The 16,492-nt window shown below is 39.1% G+C and carries 16 protein-coding genes; all 16 read right to left on the reverse strand.

Going from position 1 to position 16,492, the window contains the following annotated elements; all coding sequences use genetic code 11:
- Window positions 1-3 precede the first annotated feature (3 nt).
- The 16 genes from rdgB to atpB all read right to left on the reverse strand — a co-directional run bounded on the left by rdgB (window position 4) and on the right by atpB (window position 16,288).
- Window positions 4-588 carry an RdgB/HAM1 family non-canonical purine NTP pyrophosphatase gene (gene rdgB, locus ACTB0Y_RS00545; RefSeq protein ID WP_463204829.1) on the reverse strand — a complete coding sequence of 195 codons (585 nt, stop codon included), beginning with the start codon at window positions 586-588 and terminating at the stop codon, window positions 4-6.
- An 8-nt stretch (window positions 589-596) separates the two neighbouring features.
- On the reverse strand, window positions 597-2,225 hold the full coding sequence (locus ACTB0Y_RS00550) for an O-antigen ligase family protein (RefSeq protein WP_463204830.1): 1,629 nt from the start codon (window positions 2,223-2,225) through the stop codon (window positions 597-599).
- A 61-nt stretch (window positions 2,226-2,286) separates the two neighbouring features.
- Window positions 2,287-2,514, reverse strand: coding sequence for a ferredoxin (locus ACTB0Y_RS00555; RefSeq protein ID WP_463204831.1), 228 nt, complete (start codon window positions 2,512-2,514; stop codon window positions 2,287-2,289).
- An 8-nt stretch (window positions 2,515-2,522) separates the two neighbouring features.
- Window positions 2,523-3,809 carry a peptidase U32 family protein gene (locus ACTB0Y_RS00560; RefSeq protein WP_463204832.1) on the reverse strand — a complete coding sequence of 429 codons (1,287 nt, stop codon included), beginning with the start codon at window positions 3,807-3,809 and terminating at the stop codon, window positions 2,523-2,525.
- Window positions 3,802-4,803 (reverse strand): glycosyltransferase family 9 protein, encoded by a 1,002-nt coding sequence (locus ACTB0Y_RS00565; RefSeq protein ID WP_463204833.1) that lies wholly within the window; start codon window positions 4,801-4,803, stop codon window positions 3,802-3,804. Before ACTB0Y_RS00565 ends, ACTB0Y_RS00560 begins: the two co-directional genes overlap by 8 nt.
- A gap of 146 nt (window positions 4,804-4,949) precedes the next feature.
- On the reverse strand, window positions 4,950-5,195 hold the full coding sequence (gene atpC, locus ACTB0Y_RS00570; protein ID WP_463204834.1) for an ATP synthase F1 subunit epsilon: 246 nt from the start codon (window positions 5,193-5,195) through the stop codon (window positions 4,950-4,952).
- A gap of 6 nt (window positions 5,196-5,201) precedes the next feature.
- Window positions 5,202-6,713 carry a F0F1 ATP synthase subunit beta gene (gene atpD / locus ACTB0Y_RS00575; protein WP_463204835.1) on the reverse strand — a complete coding sequence of 504 codons (1,512 nt, stop codon included), beginning with the start codon at window positions 6,711-6,713 and terminating at the stop codon, window positions 5,202-5,204.
- Between the two features lie 113 nt (window positions 6,714-6,826).
- Window positions 6,827-7,801 carry a polyprenyl synthetase family protein gene (locus ACTB0Y_RS00580; RefSeq protein ID WP_463204836.1) on the reverse strand — a complete coding sequence of 325 codons (975 nt, stop codon included), beginning with the start codon at window positions 7,799-7,801 and terminating at the stop codon, window positions 6,827-6,829.
- A gap of 2 nt (window positions 7,802-7,803) precedes the next feature.
- Window positions 7,804-8,742, reverse strand: a complete 939-nt coding sequence (locus ACTB0Y_RS00585; RefSeq protein ID WP_463204837.1) for an NAD-dependent epimerase/dehydratase family protein — start codon at window positions 8,740-8,742, stop codon at window positions 7,804-7,806.
- A 111-nt stretch (window positions 8,743-8,853) separates the two neighbouring features.
- A complete protein-coding gene (locus tag ACTB0Y_RS00590) occupies window positions 8,854-11,256 on the reverse strand; it encodes an efflux RND transporter permease subunit (RefSeq protein ID WP_463204838.1) in 2,403 nt (800 codons plus the stop codon).
- 86 nt (window positions 11,257-11,342) lie between these two features.
- Window positions 11,343-12,218 carry an ATP synthase F1 subunit gamma gene (gene atpG, locus ACTB0Y_RS00595; protein WP_463204839.1) on the reverse strand — a complete coding sequence of 292 codons (876 nt, stop codon included), beginning with the start codon at window positions 12,216-12,218 and terminating at the stop codon, window positions 11,343-11,345.
- A gap of 16 nt (window positions 12,219-12,234) precedes the next feature.
- Window positions 12,235-13,815, reverse strand: a complete 1,581-nt coding sequence (atpA, locus tag ACTB0Y_RS00600; protein ID WP_463204840.1) for a F0F1 ATP synthase subunit alpha — start codon at window positions 13,813-13,815, stop codon at window positions 12,235-12,237.
- A 14-nt stretch (window positions 13,816-13,829) separates the two neighbouring features.
- Window positions 13,830-14,372 carry an ATP synthase F1 subunit delta gene (atpH, locus tag ACTB0Y_RS00605; protein WP_463204841.1) on the reverse strand — a complete coding sequence of 181 codons (543 nt, stop codon included), beginning with the start codon at window positions 14,370-14,372 and terminating at the stop codon, window positions 13,830-13,832.
- A 12-nt stretch (window positions 14,373-14,384) separates the two neighbouring features.
- On the reverse strand, window positions 14,385-14,879 hold the full coding sequence (gene atpF, locus ACTB0Y_RS00610) for a F0F1 ATP synthase subunit B (RefSeq protein WP_463204842.1): 495 nt from the start codon (window positions 14,877-14,879) through the stop codon (window positions 14,385-14,387).
- A gap of 68 nt (window positions 14,880-14,947) precedes the next feature.
- Window positions 14,948-15,199, reverse strand: coding sequence for an ATP synthase F0 subunit C (gene atpE / locus ACTB0Y_RS00615; protein WP_463204843.1), 252 nt, complete (start codon window positions 15,197-15,199; stop codon window positions 14,948-14,950).
- A 21-nt stretch (window positions 15,200-15,220) separates the two neighbouring features.
- A complete protein-coding gene (gene atpB / locus ACTB0Y_RS00620) occupies window positions 15,221-16,288 on the reverse strand; it encodes a F0F1 ATP synthase subunit A (RefSeq protein ID WP_463204844.1) in 1,068 nt (355 codons plus the stop codon).
- Between the last annotated feature and the right edge of the window lie 204 nt (window positions 16,289-16,492).

Genomic DNA, 16,492 nt, shown 5'->3' on the forward strand with positions numbered 1-16,492 from the left:
ATTTTATTTGCCAGCGTTTTCACGCAAATAGTGAATAAATTTACTGAATGCCTTTCCCCGGTGACTGATCTGATTTTTTAGCTCCAGGTCCATTTCTGCAAAAGTTTGTCTGTAACCATCGGGCACAAAAACCGGATCATAGCCGAAACCTTCCTTTCCTTTCGGGGTATTGATAACCTCACCGGCTACGACACCCTCAAAAAAAAGCGGTTGATCATTTTTCAAAAAACAAATTACGGTTCTAAACCGGGCTCTGCGATTTTCTTTTCCCTTCATTTCGTGTAAAAGCTTTTGCAGATTTGCTTCATCGCTTTTAGGTGTACCCGCGTAACGTGCAGAATAAACACCCGGAGCCCCGCCAAGCGCCTCAACCTCGAAACCGGTATCGTCTGCAAATACGGGTAATAAAACAGAACTTTTTACAAACTGACATTTCTCCAGCGCATTATCTTTCAATGTAGTGCCCGTTTCAGGAATTTCGGTCTCGTAACCTATATCACTCAAATTCCGAATGGTTGCAATGCCCGAAGCCAACTTTTTTATTTCCTTCGACTTATGGGCATTATGCGTTGCGAAAACTATTTCCATATTTGTGATTACTTAGTTGGTTTTTGAAAATAATGTATGGTGCTTTGCCTGCGAGGTATGGGCATTTCTTTTATTCCCCAGAGGAAAAACACATAGAAAAATGTAAAAAACAACCCCCCGGCCTGGGTTTCAATGGTATCTTCATTAAGCATTGAAATAAATACTATAAACAAAAAAATGAGCATAGGTAAATTCAAATTTTTGCGGTAATATTCGTACAGCACAGGATATATGATAGCCCACATAAAAATAATAAATCCTATTAATCCAAAAGTGAGCAAAATGGTTAAAAACTGGTTGTGTGCCCGAAGTCGCCTTTTATGAATTAACTGACTGTCTGTTTTTTCATAATAATTGTCAAAGGCATCCTGCACATCGCCAGTACCTACTCCAATTAGTGGATTGGCTTTAAAAACTTCCCAGCCGGCTTCCACATAATATATGCGCTGAATGATGGAATGACCACTCGGATTTTTACCTTCTTTATAGCGCTCAATCTCCCAAAAAACGCGGTACAGATTCGAGTACAAGTTAATTTTTTTCGCATACAAACAATTGGCCACACCGTTTTCAATGGCCTGTATATCAGATTCGTTAAGTTTCCATACACCTACGGAATCTTTAGTATAGCCCTTGGATGCAAGATACCGGATTAAGGTATGTTTGATTCGGTGACCAATTTTATCCTTCTTTCCATACTTAAATGTGCTCCGTTTGTTCCACGCTTTTCTCAGCTCTTTTTCTGAAATACAGGCGTATACAAAATGCGAATTCTCGTATAAAGTACGGTTTAGGTAGTGCTTATATTTGTTGCCGTTTTTTGTTACAGCGGGCAACTCATCTGCCTTAGGCACTATACGATAATTATACCTGGCCCATGAATGCACTACGAAAGAAATTACAATCAAAGATAAACCAATAATGATACTGTATACTATAAAACGAAACACCTTGTGATTGATCAAATGAGTGTAGTAGAGGCTCATGCCAAAAAAGCCAACACCTAAAACAACAATTCCGGTTAAAGATCTTAGCATAGCCAAAAAAACAATCAGCCACAAGACTGATGGTATGCTCCAGTATCTGAAATATTTATCGTTTTTATGAATAAAAACAGACATATAGATGAACACGAAAATGACAAGATTAATCATTAACGACAACCGTATATGTGAAATTGCAAAAGAAATTCCTCTTATGCTGTGATAACCGACCACACCACCGGATATCAGCAGGTAAGTACTAATAAAAGATGCTACCAAAATGGCGATTCCAAAAATTTTAAATACGAATCGCCATTGCTGAACACTTAATGGTTTAGTGGTTGCAAAAATAAGGGGCAGCGAGAGAAGTGGTAATTTCACCCTAAGATCGTTGGCTGCGTATTCAAAATTCTCAGTATATAAGAGTCCGAGAAAATGTATAATTATGATTCCGAGAAACGACAATACAAGCTTGTTACTAAGTGCTTTTTTAAGCTTTGCCAATATTTCTTTGTCGAACACCCAATTAGCCAATATGATTAATTGCCCAATGGTCATAAGTGACCTGGCCAGGGGCATGCCGACAAACATTACAATAATACCCAAAATATGGATATTTTCCCGGGTAAGATATTTTTGTATAGTAGTATACATTCCGACAAAGATAATATTTTAGCGATAGTTACCTTTCAATCGCCAAATTTTCAATTTACGATTACACAATATGAATGGCATCTACAACACATTTATCTACTACTTGTGCCACATCATCGTCAACCGGATACCTAATTTTCTGAATATCAACTAACTTTTTTTGCCCGGTAAGGCTGGCCTTTCCATCTTCCTCATCCATTGAAAAAATATCGGGATAAACATCTGCACAAATGGCGCAGCCAATACATTTTTTACGGTTGAGTAGTATGGTTTTCATTAAACGCTTCACTAAATGTGCTATTGTAATTTGGCATACTCAGCGGGTACAATTTTGTAAAGTTGATCGCTACGTCTTATCAAACCGGGAACTGGCACACTCACAAAACTACCCTGAGGTGCATGTTCAACGGGCTTTTTATCGAGTCGTAATTCTTCTACTGTCATCTCTATGGTTCCTGTGGTTGGTCCAACAATTAAAATTTTGTCGCCTTTACTTAAATCACGGGCTTCAAGCTTAAATTCTGCCACGCCAATTTTACTGAAATAATTGGTTGTTTTACCAACTATAACTTTTCTTTCCGTAGCTTGCGAACCGTAAATATGACTCCATTCGCCCATTTTCTGGCCAAGATAATAACCATCCCAAAACCCACGATTAAATACACGTTTAAGCTGTGTCATCCAATGGTCTATCTTTTCCTGATTATAGCTCCCGTCAGCAATAGCTTTTACGGCTTCGTCGTAAACCTGAACTACTGTTTTTACATACTCGGGCGAACGTGCGCGACCCTCAATTTTAAGTACGGAGACACCGGCATCAAGAATTTTATTTAAAAAACCAATGGTGCATAAATCTTTGGGCGACATCAGGTACTCGTTGTCTACGCCAATTTCATAACCTGTTTCGTTATCGGTAAGCGTGTATGACCTGCGACAGGTTTGCATGCAGGCTCCCCTGTTGGCGCTGGCATTAAACTCATGCAGGCTCAGGTAGCATTTACCGGAAATGGCCATACATAAAGCTCCATGTACAAATATTTCTATGCGTGCAGGATTTCCTGATGGTCCTGTTATGCCTTGCTTTTCAATATTTCGGATAATCCCGGCGACCTGGTTCAGGTTTAGCTCCCGGGCCAATACTGATACATCTACATATTTTGAGAAAAACTTCAATGCCTCCGTGTTGCTAATATTCAGTTGTGTAGAGGCATGTACTTCCATATCGAGTTCCCTGGCATAAAGCAAAGCCGCCATATCGGACACAATCAAAGCAGAGATACCCGCCGCTTTTGCTTTCTGAATCAGGGTTTTGGTAGGTTTCAAATCATGATCGTAGAGCACCGTGTTGACCGTCAGATAACTTTTTACATTATTGGTTTCGCACCGGCTTACAATCTCCGGCAAATCATCCAACTGAAAGTTGGCTGATGAATGGGCGCGCATATTTAAATGTCCGACACCAAAATACACAGCATCGGTACCCGCCTGAATAGCGGTTTGGAGGGCTTCAAAATTGCCTGCCGGAGCCATAATCTCAACGTCGGTTCGTTTAATGCTCCGGTTATATAAAACAGGGTTACTCATATTTAGTCCAGTACAAATTTATTTGACTAACAATTGCCGCAATATCTTGTTTCATCATACAATTGAAATGGTCTTTTGGACACTTCTCAAATCCTATTTTTGAACAAGGGCGGCACGCGAGATTATTAACTTCGGCAATATAGTATTTGTCTTCCATTCCCGGCATATAAGGATACATTCCCAATGCGGGAGTGGTGTTGCCCCAGACACTTACAATAGGTTTTTTTAACGCAGCTGCAATGTGCATCATACCGGTGTCGGGGGTAACAACAACTTTTGACTTTTTAATAATCTCTGCAGAACCATCAATTGACAAGCGGCCACATTGATTACTCACCGGCACACCAAGGCTATGTTCAATTTCGCTGGCATTTGCTTGCTCTCCTTTACCTCCGACTAACACCACAGGTTTGTCAACTTTATTTAAAATTTCAATCAGCTTTTCGTTGGGTATTTGCTTTGTTGCATGGTTTGCTCCCAGCACTGCCACCACATATCCCCGCTCAAAATCATTCGGAAGATCTATTGAAGTTTGCTGCGCTTCAGAGAAAAAATAATCAAGACCCTTGCCGTCGTGCTCAACATCGAAAAGTTTTGTGGTTTCAAGGTACCGGTTTACGATATGTGCATCGGGTAATTTGTTTATTTTAAAACGCACATACAGCCATTTCTTCCAATTGAGCTTATTATAAGAAAAGCTCATGCGGTGCAGCGTTTTTTTAACTCGTAGAGAACGCAAATTACGATGCAGATCAATCACATAATCAAACCCTTCATTTCTCAGTGTCTCAATGATTTCAGGCATATTATCATCCAATGCATGTACTTTATCAATGTACGGATTAGAATCTACCAGCGTACGAAATTTTGATTTGGTAAGGTAATGTACTTCGGCATTTTCGACCTGCTGTTTTAGCATACGTACCACAGGAGTTGTAAGCACAATGTCGCCGATTGAGCTAAAGCGGATAATCAGATATTTTACGGTATTCATAGAAATAATGCTACAATTGGGGCCAAAGGTAGTAATAAAATTGATTTTGAAATTAAACCCGAGCAGGACGAAACAAAAGAAAAGCTATCGTCGCAAAACTAATTATCTGGCAGATTTGTAGCAATATACGACGATAGCCTGAAAAATTATGCACTCATTTCAGTGAGTACTATAATATTATTGTTCTTAACCTGAATTACACCTCCCGGAATATCAAAAAACTTTTCTTCTTCGCCGGTTGGTTTTACTTTCACTTTCCCCTCAACTAATGTAGAAATTATGGGGGCATGATTATGAAGTACTTCAAAAGCTCCTTTTTTTCCGGGAACCTGAATTAACTCAATTTCGCCTTCGAAAAGCGACTCTTCCGGTGTAATAATTTTAAGTTGCATACGACCTTACTCTTTAGATTCTGCGAGCATTTTTTCGCCCTTCTCAATGGCTTCTTCAATGGTACCAACCATCATAAATGCAGCTTCGGGATATTTGTCAACTTCTCCGTCCATTATCATCTTAAAGCCTTTGATTGTTTCTTCAATTGGGACCTGTACGCCGGGCGTTCCGGTAAATTGTTCGGCTACATGAAAGGGTTGCGAAAGAAAACGCTGCACACGGCGTGCTCTGTGTACCACCTCACGGTCTTCTTCAGAAAGTTCGTCCATACCGAGAATGGCAATAATATCCTGCAACTCTTTATAACGCTGCAAAATCTCTTTTACACGCTGGGTGGTATTATAATGGTCGTCTCCTACAATTTCTGGTGTAAGAATACGGGAAGTAGAATCTAATGGATCTACAGCCGGGTATATACCTAACTCTGATATTTTACGGCTCAATACGGTTGTAGCATCGAGGTGAGCAAATGTTGTAGCAGGGGCTGGGTCTGTCAGGTCATCTGCCGGAACATAAACCGCTTGTACAGATGTAATAGAACCGTGCTTTGTAGATGTAATACGTTCCTGCATTTCACCCATTTCCGTAGCCAGAGTAGGCTGATAACCCACAGCCGAAGGCATACGGCCAAGCAACGCTGAAACCTCTGAACCGGCCTGGGTAAAACGGAAGACATTGTCCATAAAAAACAAGATATCTCTTCCTTTGCCATCTTCTCCTCCATCACGGAAATACTCTGCGAGGGCAAGTCCAGAAAGAGCTACTCGTGCACGTGCACCGGGCGGTTCATTCATCTGACCAAAAGTCAGGGCCAATTTAGATTTTTTTAAGGCTTCGGGATCTACTTTGGAGAGGTCCCATCCGCCTTTTTCCATATCCTCCATAAATTCTTTGCCGTAATCAATAACTCCGGCTTCGAGCATTTCGCGCAAAAGGTCGTTACCTTCACGTGTTCGTTCTCCCACACCCGAAAAAACAGATACTCCACTGTAAGCTTTTGCAATGTTATTGATTAGCTCCAGAATAACTACTGTTTTACCAACTCCGGCACCACCGAACAAACCAATTTTTCCTCCTTTGGCATAAGGCTCTATGAGGTCAATAACTTTAATACCTGTATGCAAAATTTCTGCTTCGGTGGTAAGATCTTTTATCTCCGGTGCTTCACGGTGAATCGGATAGCCATTGGTTTTATCCAGCGGTTTAATGCCATCAACTGCGTCACCGGTTACATTGAATAACCGACCTTTGACGTTTTCGCCCACTGGCATGAGGATAGGAGATCCTGTGGCTTTTACTTCCAATCCCCTCTGTAACCCGTCTGTAGAGTCCATAGCAATGGTTCTGACTGTATTTTCTCCAATATGCTGTTGCACCTCCAACACCAAATTAATCTCTCCTTTCCTTTCAATTTCAAGGGATTCATAGATGTCAGGTAATTCTGTTTTGTCCTGATCAAACACAACATCAATCACAGGACCGATGATTTGTGATATTTTACCGATATTCTGAGCCATGAGATAAAGTTTTTCGGTTTATTTACTACCAAAAATTACGTATATAAAAAGTAATATTTTGGATTAATGTTTATTCCTATAATATGATTTAAAGATAAAAATTATATTACAAACTATGATTGACGATCCATTAATTTTTTGGAGAGGTCATAAAGGTAATCTTTTTGTTGCTCGTCTATGTCAACCTCTTCCAAATAATCGATTGCTTTATTAAAATGATTTTTTATTTCATCTTCGGCTAATGCTTTTATGCCAAGCTTCTCATATATGGCGAGCACGTCACTAATTTTCTCATTTTCAGAGATGTTGTTGTTCCCTATCAACGAAGTAAGTTCATCGTGATAAGCTCCCTTAGCCAGTTCCAATGCTTTCAGCAACAAGAAAGTTTTTTTATTGGCACTTATGTCTCCGCCAATTTTTTTTCCAAAAGTTTTAGTGTTTCCAAAGGCATCGAGATAATCATCCTGTAATTGAAATGCCAGTCCAAGATTTTCGCCAAAAGCGTATATCTTTTTGGCCTGTTCAACATGAGCACCACCAATAATGGCACCAATTTGCAAAGCTCCAGCCAACAAAACAGAAGTTTTCAACCGAATCATTTTTTTATAATCAGAGAGGCTTACCTCGTTGTTGGTCTCAAAATCTAAATCATATTGCTGACCCTCACACACTTCTGAGGTTATTCTGTTAAATACATTTAAGACTTCAGTAATTTTATTGCTGTTAATAAAGCCAAGCTGCTCATAGGCCTTAATAATCATTAAATCACCGCTAAGGATGGCCGTATTTATGTCCCACTGTTGGTGTACTGTAGTTTGGTTTCGACGCAATTCTGCTTCATCCATTATATCATCATGGATAAGTGTGGAATTATGAAAAATTTCAACGGCCATTGCTGCTGGCATGGCGTTTTGATATTTACCGCCAAATGCTTCTGTAGCCATTAAAAGCAGAACTGGACGCAGGCGTTTTCCGCCCATACCCAAGGTATAAATTACAGGTTTTTGTAAATTTTCGGGTTCAACTGCCGGACTGTAACAGTCGATTTCTTTATTAAATATTTCCTGCAATTCTTCGAAACTATGCATGACTATTTATTTTCGTAAAGACCAATTTCCAAAATTTTATTTAATCCTTCTTTTAGTGGAATTAAATCGCGTTCAAGTATATTTTTCATCTCTGTGTTGTCGGGTCTTCTTCGTTTCATATCTCCTTCTTTCAGCGGTGGCAAATACTTAATTTTTGACTTACTTCCTGTGAGTTCAATTACTGTTTTGGCCAGTTCATTTATGGTTATTTCCCTGCTGCCCCCTATGTTAATTACATCATTGACCACGTTACCTTCGTAAAAAGCCTTGAGTGTAGTATCGACATTATCGTCGACATAACAAAAAGTTCGGGTTTGCTCCCCATTACCATAAATAGTTATGTCCTGATTATTGAAGGCCCTGACCAGAAATTTGCTAATCACAAAATCTATTGATTGTTTGGGTCCGTAGGTATTAAAAAACCTGAAGATGGTATAACTTAAATCGTATTCGCGACAGTAACTTCTCAAAAATGCTTCGCCTACATTTTTTACTATAGCATATGGAAGTCGGGAGTTTAACGGTGTTGTATAAACGTTTTGTGGAATTTCTACTGGTTCGCCATAAATTTCTGAGGACGAGGAGAAAAACACCCTTTTAACGCCGGTATTTTTAGCCAACCCCAAAATATACTTTATTCCTTCTATATCGCGCAACACTCTGACGGGATATTTTTGTGTTCTTTTAACCCCCACAACCGCAGCATAATGAAAAACATAATCGAACTGAAAGCCCAGCATAATCTCAGATATATCCCGGTATTCATTGACATCGCATTTTATAAACTTCCAGTTATCTCTCGGTGTTTGTGGTAATTTGCCAAAATCGCCGGTGGACAAATCATCAACTATAACCACATAATTATTCTTATCAGCTATTAATTTCTCCGCAAGGGCACTACCTATGAAACCCGCACCACCGGTAATTAAGATTTTGTACATATTATTCTGATTTAAAATCGCAATAGTCTATTTTAAAAAGCTTGTAAACATTGGAAGATATGCATTTCTTCTACCGAAGTTATGCATTTCAACTTTCAAAACCAATAATAATTACTCACTATTTTTGGTTATTTGTGATCCACTCACTTTAAGATCTTCCAGCTCAATTTCTTCGTCTTCATCATATATGTGAATGAGCGGCTCGCGGAATGCACGTGTCGTAATCATTTTCTCGAGGGTTAGTAATAACGAAGGCAATAAAATTAAATTCGAAAACATTGCAAACAACAAAGTTAAAGACACTAATATTCCCAATGCTTGTGTGCCGCCAAACTCAGAAGCAGAAAATATTGAAAACCCAAAAAAGAGGATTACACTTGTATACATCATGCTTACGCCTGTTTCTCTGATGGCTGTGGTAACAGCTTTTGAAATATTCCAGTCATAAGCATTGAGTTCCTGCCTGTATTTGGCCAAAAAGTGTATCGTATCGTCCACTGAGATACCAAAGGCTATACTAAAAATCAATATGGTTGACACTTTTATTGGAATTCCGAAAAACCCCATAATGGCTGCCGTCATGAGAAGTGGTATAAAGTTTGGAATCAGAGAAATAACGACCATACGCCAGGAATAAAACATAAAAGCCATAAACACGCCAATAAGAACAACGGCAATAGCAAGCGAGATAAATAAATTTCGTATCAGATACCGGGTGCCTTTCGAATATATTACACTTGATCCGGTTATAATTACATCATATTTTTCTGGAGAAAATACACTATCTACTTCCTTGCGTATTTTAGCTTTGAGTTTCTCCATTTTTTCAGTACCCACATCTTTCACGTTCATACTAATGCGGGTTATTTGTTTTGCGGTATCAATAAAAGAATTAATAAGGCTACCACTTTCTTTTGCATTGCGCAAATATCTGGCAATTCGCACGCGTTCGCGTTCGACAGGTAATTTATACCGCCTGGGATCACCCCCGCGATAAGCTTGCCGCAAAAACATGGCGGCATCTGCCACCGACATCGATTTACTAAACTCTGAATACTCAGCAAGTCTTTTTTGCAATGTGTCAATGCGCCGCAAATTATCGAGATCAAGCACTCCATTTTTTTCTTTTGTATCAATCATGATTTCAAATGGAATAATACCACCAAATTCTTCCTGAAAAAATTCAAGGTCCCGGTACATTGGATCGTTATGGGGTATATCATCAATCATGTAACCTGTGGTGTGCATTTGTGAAATACCGATTACAATTAAAACCAATACTACTCCTGTAGAAATATATACCTTAGGTCGATGTTTTTCGGTAATGTGTACCAGACTATCGATAAACCGTTTTACCAATTTATTATCGAGATGTTTTACATGTCTGCGCCGGGGTGGTGGAAGAAAACTAAAAATGATGGGAATCATGGTGATGGCCAAAAAGAAAACGCCCAGAATATTAATGGAGGCCAAAATACCAAACTCAACCAGTATTGCGCTAGTTGTTAAAATAAACGTAGCAAAACCAGAGGCAGTGGTTAAATTAGTCAGAAAGATGGCATTCCCAATTTTACTGATTACCCGTTGAAGCGCCTTTATTTTATTGCCATGCTTCTTATACTCGGCATGGTACTTATTGAGCAAAAAAATACTATTGGGAACACCTATAACAATAAGTAATGGCGGAATCATTCCGGTAAGAATGGTGATTTCAAAATTAAAGAGTGCCAGAAACCCAAAAGACCAGACTGCACCGATGGCTACAACAAGCAATGAAAAGAATACGACTTTAAAAGACCTGAAAAATAAATATAGAATAATGGCTGTAACAATGAATGCTAGTATTACAAACATGCCCAGCTCTCCTTTAATTTTCTTTGATATTTCTGTCCTTACATAAGGTAAACCTGAATATTCGAGTTTCAGATCATGTTTTTTAGCAAAAGCTCTCGCTTTAGAATGAATTGAGTCAACTATTGCAACTCTTTCTTTACTGTTAAGCACCTTTTGGCCAAGAGTGATAGCCATGAGATATGTATGGGTGCTATCCACATACATCAGGTTTTTATAAAATGGCAGGTTATTAAGTTCTTGGGCGAGACTATCCAGCTGATGCTGTGTTTTTACGGTATCGGGGAATACCCGTTTAGTTACAAACTTTTGTTCCCGACGGCTAGCCTTAATATTAACTACCCGCCCTACGGATACTACTTCTGTTATACCAACAATGTCTTTTAAATCGAGTGATAAATGTTGCCAGTCGTTAAATTTATTCAACTGAAAAAAGGTCGTGTCTTTAACACCAATAACTAAAACATTGGCTCCCTCTCCAAAAATTTCTTTAAAATAAAGATGTTCCTGATTTGTAGTATCATCATCTGGCAACATTTGCGCATACTCATAAGTCATTTTTGCATCCTTGCCTTTATAGGCCATAAATGCTGTAAAAAGCGCAATAGCAATTAGAAAGGCAACACGATTTCGGAGAATTATTCTAGCAATATTAATCCACATTGATGATAAATTTCAGGCAAAAATAAACGTTAAAGGGAGATAAACAAAAAACGGCATGCATTGTCAAACATGCCATATAAATTTTTTTACTTACCCAGGGCGTTGGCCCCACTCACAATTTCAGTAATTTCGTTTGTAATAGCGGCCTGACGAGCTTTGTTGTAATTCAATGTCAGGTCTTTAATTAGATCAGTTGCGTTTTCGGTAGCCTTATGCATGGCTGTCATACGCGCGCCGTGCTCAGAAGCCAGCGAATCTAACAAAGCACTGTGTAAACTAATTTGCAAAATTTTGGGCATCAAATCGGTCACTATTTCTCCCGCTGTGGGCTCAAGAATATAATTTGTATCAAATTCTTTATCTTTGTGCGATATATCAACCGGTAAAAAATTTTCCTGTGTGACCCGTTGCACAGCGGCATTTTTAAACCCATTATAAAATAAAACTACCTTATCAAACTCTTTATTAAGAAAAACTTTCATAAGGTCGTTTGCGAGGGAGGCACTCTCTTTAAACTTACTTTGAGCTAATAAATCATCGGCGTTTTTCCATACTTTAAATCCTTCTCTCCTGATGAGTTCATCGCCTTTTCGACCAATAGTTAAAAACTGAATCTTTCCTTGCCCAAGCAAATCGGCATGCTTCGTTCTAACATAACTTAGAGCTGCTTTGGTTATTTGATAATTAAAGGCGCCACAGAGTCCTTTATTTGAGGTAAAAAGCACGATAAGCATTTGATCTGGTTCACGGCTTTCAATAAGCGGACTATAAAAATCTTCCTCACTTGCAGCGGCAATTTGCCCGGCAACTTTATGGAGGGCATCGGTATACGGTCTGATTTTAATAATTGCATCCTGAGCTTTACGTAATTTTGCAGCTGCAACCATCTTCATGGCTGAGGTCACCTGCTTTGTATTCTTTACAGATGCAATTCTGGTACGTATCTCCTTTAAATTGGCCATATTTGTGCCTGTTTATTTATTTCACGTATTTATCTGCAACCTCTTTGGCTGCCTTTGTCATGGTTTCTTTTGCCTCATCGGTCAGTTTTCCTTCACGCAAAGTGTCCAGCACATCACGGTGCTGCGATTCCATAATATTCAAATAATCTTTTGTAAAATCTTTTACTTTATCTACCGGAACCTTATTTAGCAAACCCTTGGTTCCGCAAAAAACAAGTGCAACCTGATGCTCAACCTTATAAGCATTGTACTGTGGCTGTTTGAGAAGCTCAACATTACGCTTACCCTTATCCAACACTGCTTTAGTAGCTGCATCCAAATCTGAACCAAATTTTGAAAAAGCTTCCAGCTCCCGAAACTGTGCCAGGTCAATTTTTAATGTACCTGCTACTTTTTTCATTGATTTTATTTGGGCATTTCCACCAACACGCGACACGGATATTCCCACGTTAATAGCAGGCCTTACACCAGATAAAAACAAATCAGACTCCAGGAATATCTGTCCGTCGGTAATTGAAATAACATTGGTAGGAATATAGGCCGAAACATCACCGGCTTGTGTTTCGATAATGGGTAAAGCTGTCAAACTTCCTCCGCCTTTCACTTTATCTTTAATGCTATCGGGGAGGTCGTTCATTTTCTGAGCAACTTTATCGGATTCTATAATTTTTGCAGCACGCTCGAGCAAACGGGAGTGCAAATAAAAAACATCACCCGGATAGGCTTCCCTTCCTGGTGGCCGGCGTAACAACAGAGAGACTTCACGGTAAGAGACGGCCTGCTTGGATAAATCGTCAAAAATGACGAGCGCATGACGGCCGGTATCGCGAAAATATTCACCAATGGCAGCTCCAGCCATAGGTGCATAAAACTGTAATGCAGCCGGGTCTGCCGCATTTGCAGCTACAATTACGGTATAATCCATGGCGCCGTATTTCTCGAGTGTGGCTGCTACGTTGGCTACAGTAGAGCCTTTTTGCCCAATGGCAACATAAATACAATAAACCGGCTCACCTTTGTCATAATTTTCTTTCTGGTTAATAATGGTATCAATCCCAACAGCTGTTTTACCTGTCTGACGGTCTCCAATAATCAACTCGCGCTGTCCGCGTCCAATTGGAATCATGGAGTCGATAGCAATTAAACCTGTTTGCAGTGGCTCTTTAACGGGTTCTCTGTAAATAACACCCGGGGCTTTCCGCTCCAACGGCATTTCAAAAGTTTCTCCACCAATGTCTCCTTTACCGTCTAATGGTTCTCCAATAGTATTTACGATGCGGCCCAGCAATTGCTCACCAACGTTGATAGAAGTAATACGACCAGTACGCTTAACAGTATCGCCTTCTCCAATATCGCCGGTTTGGCCCATAAGTACAACACCAACATTGTCCTCCTCGAGGTTTAACACTATACCCATTGTTCCATTGACAAACTCAACCAATTCGTTGGCTTTTACATTTTGTAAACCATAAATACGGGCGATTCCGTCACCAATTGTTAACACTGTGCCCACATCTTCGAAACCGGACTTTGAGCTTATTCCGGCGATTTCTTTTTTGAGAATTTCCGAAATCTCTGCAGGTTTAATTTCAGCCATTGTATTTAGATGTTTTAGTTTTTATTATATAATTGATTTTTGATGGACCTGAGTTGTCCGCTAACTGAGGCATCAAGCTGCTGATCGCCTACACGCAACACAAATCCGCCGATCAAATCCTGGTCGGTATATGTTTCTATTTCACTGGATTTTCCAGTCATTTTTTCAAGTATATCGCCAATTTCGTTTATTAATGTCTGCTCAAAATCGACGGCAGTTGTTATTTCAACGTTTTGAATATTGGCATGTTTCTGGTAAATAGTAATAAATGCACGAATTATATCTGGCAAATATTCTTCTCTTCCTTTGCTTATTAAGAGGTTTAAAAAAGCAATTACTTCTGCATGAAACTTGCCATCGAACAAAGTTTTAAAAATTGCTTTTTTCCTTGATGCAGCAATGACGGGGTTATCGATTAAAAAACGAAAATTTTCATCCTGCTTAATTATTTGTTGAAGGTTTTTTAAATCAACAGTATAACTTTCGAGGTTTTGCTTTTCTAACCCTAATTTAAACAATGCTTTGGCATATCGACGTGCAATAATGCTGTCATTCATAGCAATGCTGTGTTAATTCGTTTTAATGTCTTTCATATAACGCTCTGCCACTTCCTTCTGCGTCTTTTTGTTGTCAAATTCCTTACGAAGAATTTTTTCAGCAATTTGAACTGAATAGTCTACAATTTCATTTTTCATTTCAGCAAAAGCAGTTTCGCGTTCGGCTCTAATTTCTTTGCGGGCCTTTTCAATCATTTGCGAAGCTTCTTGTTTTGCACTTTCACGGGCTTCAGCAATAATTTTGTCCTGCGAATCACGAGCTTCTCTGAGCAGTTGTTCTCTTTCAAGCTTAGCTTCTTTAATAAGCTCGTCATTTTTGGCTTCCATTTTCTGCATCTCTTCTTTTGCCTTGTCGGCAGAGTTGAGCGCATTCTCAATATATTGATTACGCTCATTCAGCATTTTCAAAATGGGTTTCCACGCAAACTTACGCAAAATGAACCATACAACAAGAAAGGCCAAAATGGTCCAAAAAACAACTCCTACTTCAGGCATTATTATTTCCATAGTAAAACTTTTTAAGTTTTGAAAAGGCCCGAACGGCCAATCGCCGAACGGAGCCTGTTGTTTTTACCTTATACGAAAAGGATAAGGAACGTTACAGCAATTGCAAAGAATGCCACACCTTCAATCAGAGCTGCAGAAACAATCATGTTTGAACGAATGTCGTTCGCAGCTTCTGGCTGGCGTGCAATGGCCTCCATGGCTTTACTACCAATTTGACCAATTCCAATTCCGGCCCCAATAACTGCAATTCCGGCACCCAGCCCCGCTCCTAATTTAGCTAAGGCCGCTCCTGCTGCAAGTAATACTGATAATGATACCATAATAAATAGTTTAATGATGTATTAATGATGCTCCTCCACGGCCATTCCAAAGTAAATGGCTGAAAGAAGCGTGAAAACAAATGCTTGTATAAATGCCACCAGTATATCGAGAATAATCATAAATACACTGAAAAGAATAGATACGGGCGAAACAGCCAAACCTACAGCTGGGGCAATTGCCCCAAAAATAAATATCAAAGAAATAAAAGCTAACATAACAATGTGGCCTGCTGTCATATTAGCAAATAAACGAATGGCCAGCACAATAGGTTTGGTAAATACACCAACAACCTCTACAATAGGCATTAACGGTATGGGAACCTTCAACCACCAGGGTACTCCGGGTGTATTGAAAATATCTTTCCAGTAATTACGGTTGCCGCGAATGGTAGTTATGCTGAAAGTGATCAATGCCAAAGAGGCTGTTACCGAAATATTTCCTGTTACGTTTGCTCCAAAGGGAGGAATAGGTATTAAACCAAACAAATTGGCAAGAAAAATGAAGAAAAATACCGTTAAAAGGTAAGGAAGAAAATGATTAGATTTCTTACCTATGGCCGATTCGGCTATTTCTTCTTTAACAAACAAAATCAAGGGTTCTACAAATGCCAACACACCGCGCGGAGCATTCTTTGAGCTTTTTCTGGCTGATTTCGCAGCAATTAAAAAAATCAATAAGAGTGCTATTGCGGCTACAAACATTCCTACAACCACCTTCGTTATAGAAAGGTCTACAAGCCCACTCCCATATATTTTTCCATTTTCATCAAATTCAACAATTTTTCCTGCGTTGTAACCTTCTTGCGCAATCTTAAAATTCTTGTAGGAATCCTGACCATGATGAAATTTGCTGGACATAAAAAAGTGGAAGCCACTACGCTGGCTATACAAAATAACCGGTAATGGTACTGAAACTTGCTTACCTTCAGGTGTGGTTAGAATGTGCCAACTATAGTCATTTACAATGTGGCCAATAATTACCTCTTTAACATCGAGCTCCTTTTCTTCAGAAACCTGGTGCTTCTCGTCTGCAGCAAAACCGGAGTAAGCAAAAAACACCATAAAAAGCGATATAAGAAATGCACGCATGATTGTAGAATTGTTGAAATTTGATGTCCAACAAATTTAGAAATAATTAAAAACAAATCTAAACACATAGAGAATTTAATATGTTTTTATTATAAAAAAGACAGCAAAAGAGTTGAGCCACACGTAAAAATAAAACTATAAAAGATTACAATTTATAATTATTCAATGAACAATTTGCCTGCAATTTCGAATCCATCCATACAA

The organism is Salinivirga sp. (assembly GCF_055145285.1).

Excerpts from the sequence above, each read along its gene's own strand:
- rdgB (WP_463204829.1), bottom strand. The coding sequence starts at position 588 with ATGGAAATAGTTTTCGCAACGCATAATGCCCATAAGTCGAAGGAAATA.
- ACTB0Y_RS00550 (WP_463204830.1), bottom strand. The coding sequence starts at position 2,225 with ATGTATACTACTATACAAAAATATCTTACCCGGGAAAATATCCATATT.
- ACTB0Y_RS00560 (WP_463204832.1), bottom strand. The coding sequence starts at position 3,809 with ATGAGTAACCCTGTTTTATATAACCGGAGCATTAAACGAACCGACGTT.
- ACTB0Y_RS00565 (WP_463204833.1), bottom strand. The coding sequence starts at position 4,803 with ATGAATACCGTAAAATATCTGATTATCCGCTTTAGCTCAATCGGCGAC.
- atpC (WP_463204834.1), bottom strand. The coding sequence starts at position 5,195 with ATGCAACTTAAAATTATTACACCGGAAGAGTCGCTTTTCGAAGGCGAA.
- atpD (WP_463204835.1), bottom strand. The coding sequence starts at position 6,713 with ATGGCTCAGAATATCGGTAAAATATCACAAATCATCGGTCCTGTGATT.
- ACTB0Y_RS00580 (WP_463204836.1), bottom strand. The coding sequence starts at position 7,801 with ATGCATAGTTTCGAAGAATTGCAGGAAATATTTAATAAAGAAATCGAC.
- ACTB0Y_RS00585 (WP_463204837.1), bottom strand. The coding sequence starts at position 8,742 with ATGTACAAAATCTTAATTACCGGTGGTGCGGGTTTCATAGGTAGTGCC.
- ACTB0Y_RS00590 (WP_463204838.1), bottom strand. The coding sequence starts at position 11,256 with ATGTGGATTAATATTGCTAGAATAATTCTCCGAAATCGTGTTGCCTTT.
- atpG (WP_463204839.1), bottom strand. The coding sequence starts at position 12,218 with ATGGCCAATTTAAAGGAGATACGTACCAGAATTGCATCTGTAAAGAAT.
- atpA (WP_463204840.1), bottom strand. The coding sequence starts at position 13,815 with ATGGCTGAAATTAAACCTGCAGAGATTTCGGAAATTCTCAAAAAAGAA.
- atpH (WP_463204841.1), bottom strand. The coding sequence starts at position 14,372 with ATGAATGACAGCATTATTGCACGTCGATATGCCAAAGCATTGTTTAAA.
- atpF (WP_463204842.1), bottom strand. The coding sequence starts at position 14,879 with ATGGAAATAATAATGCCTGAAGTAGGAGTTGTTTTTTGGACCATTTTG.
- atpE (WP_463204843.1), bottom strand. The coding sequence starts at position 15,199 with ATGGTATCATTATCAGTATTACTTGCAGCAGGAGCGGCCTTAGCTAAA.
- atpB (WP_463204844.1), bottom strand. The coding sequence starts at position 16,288 with ATGCGTGCATTTCTTATATCGCTTTTTATGGTGTTTTTTGCTTACTCC.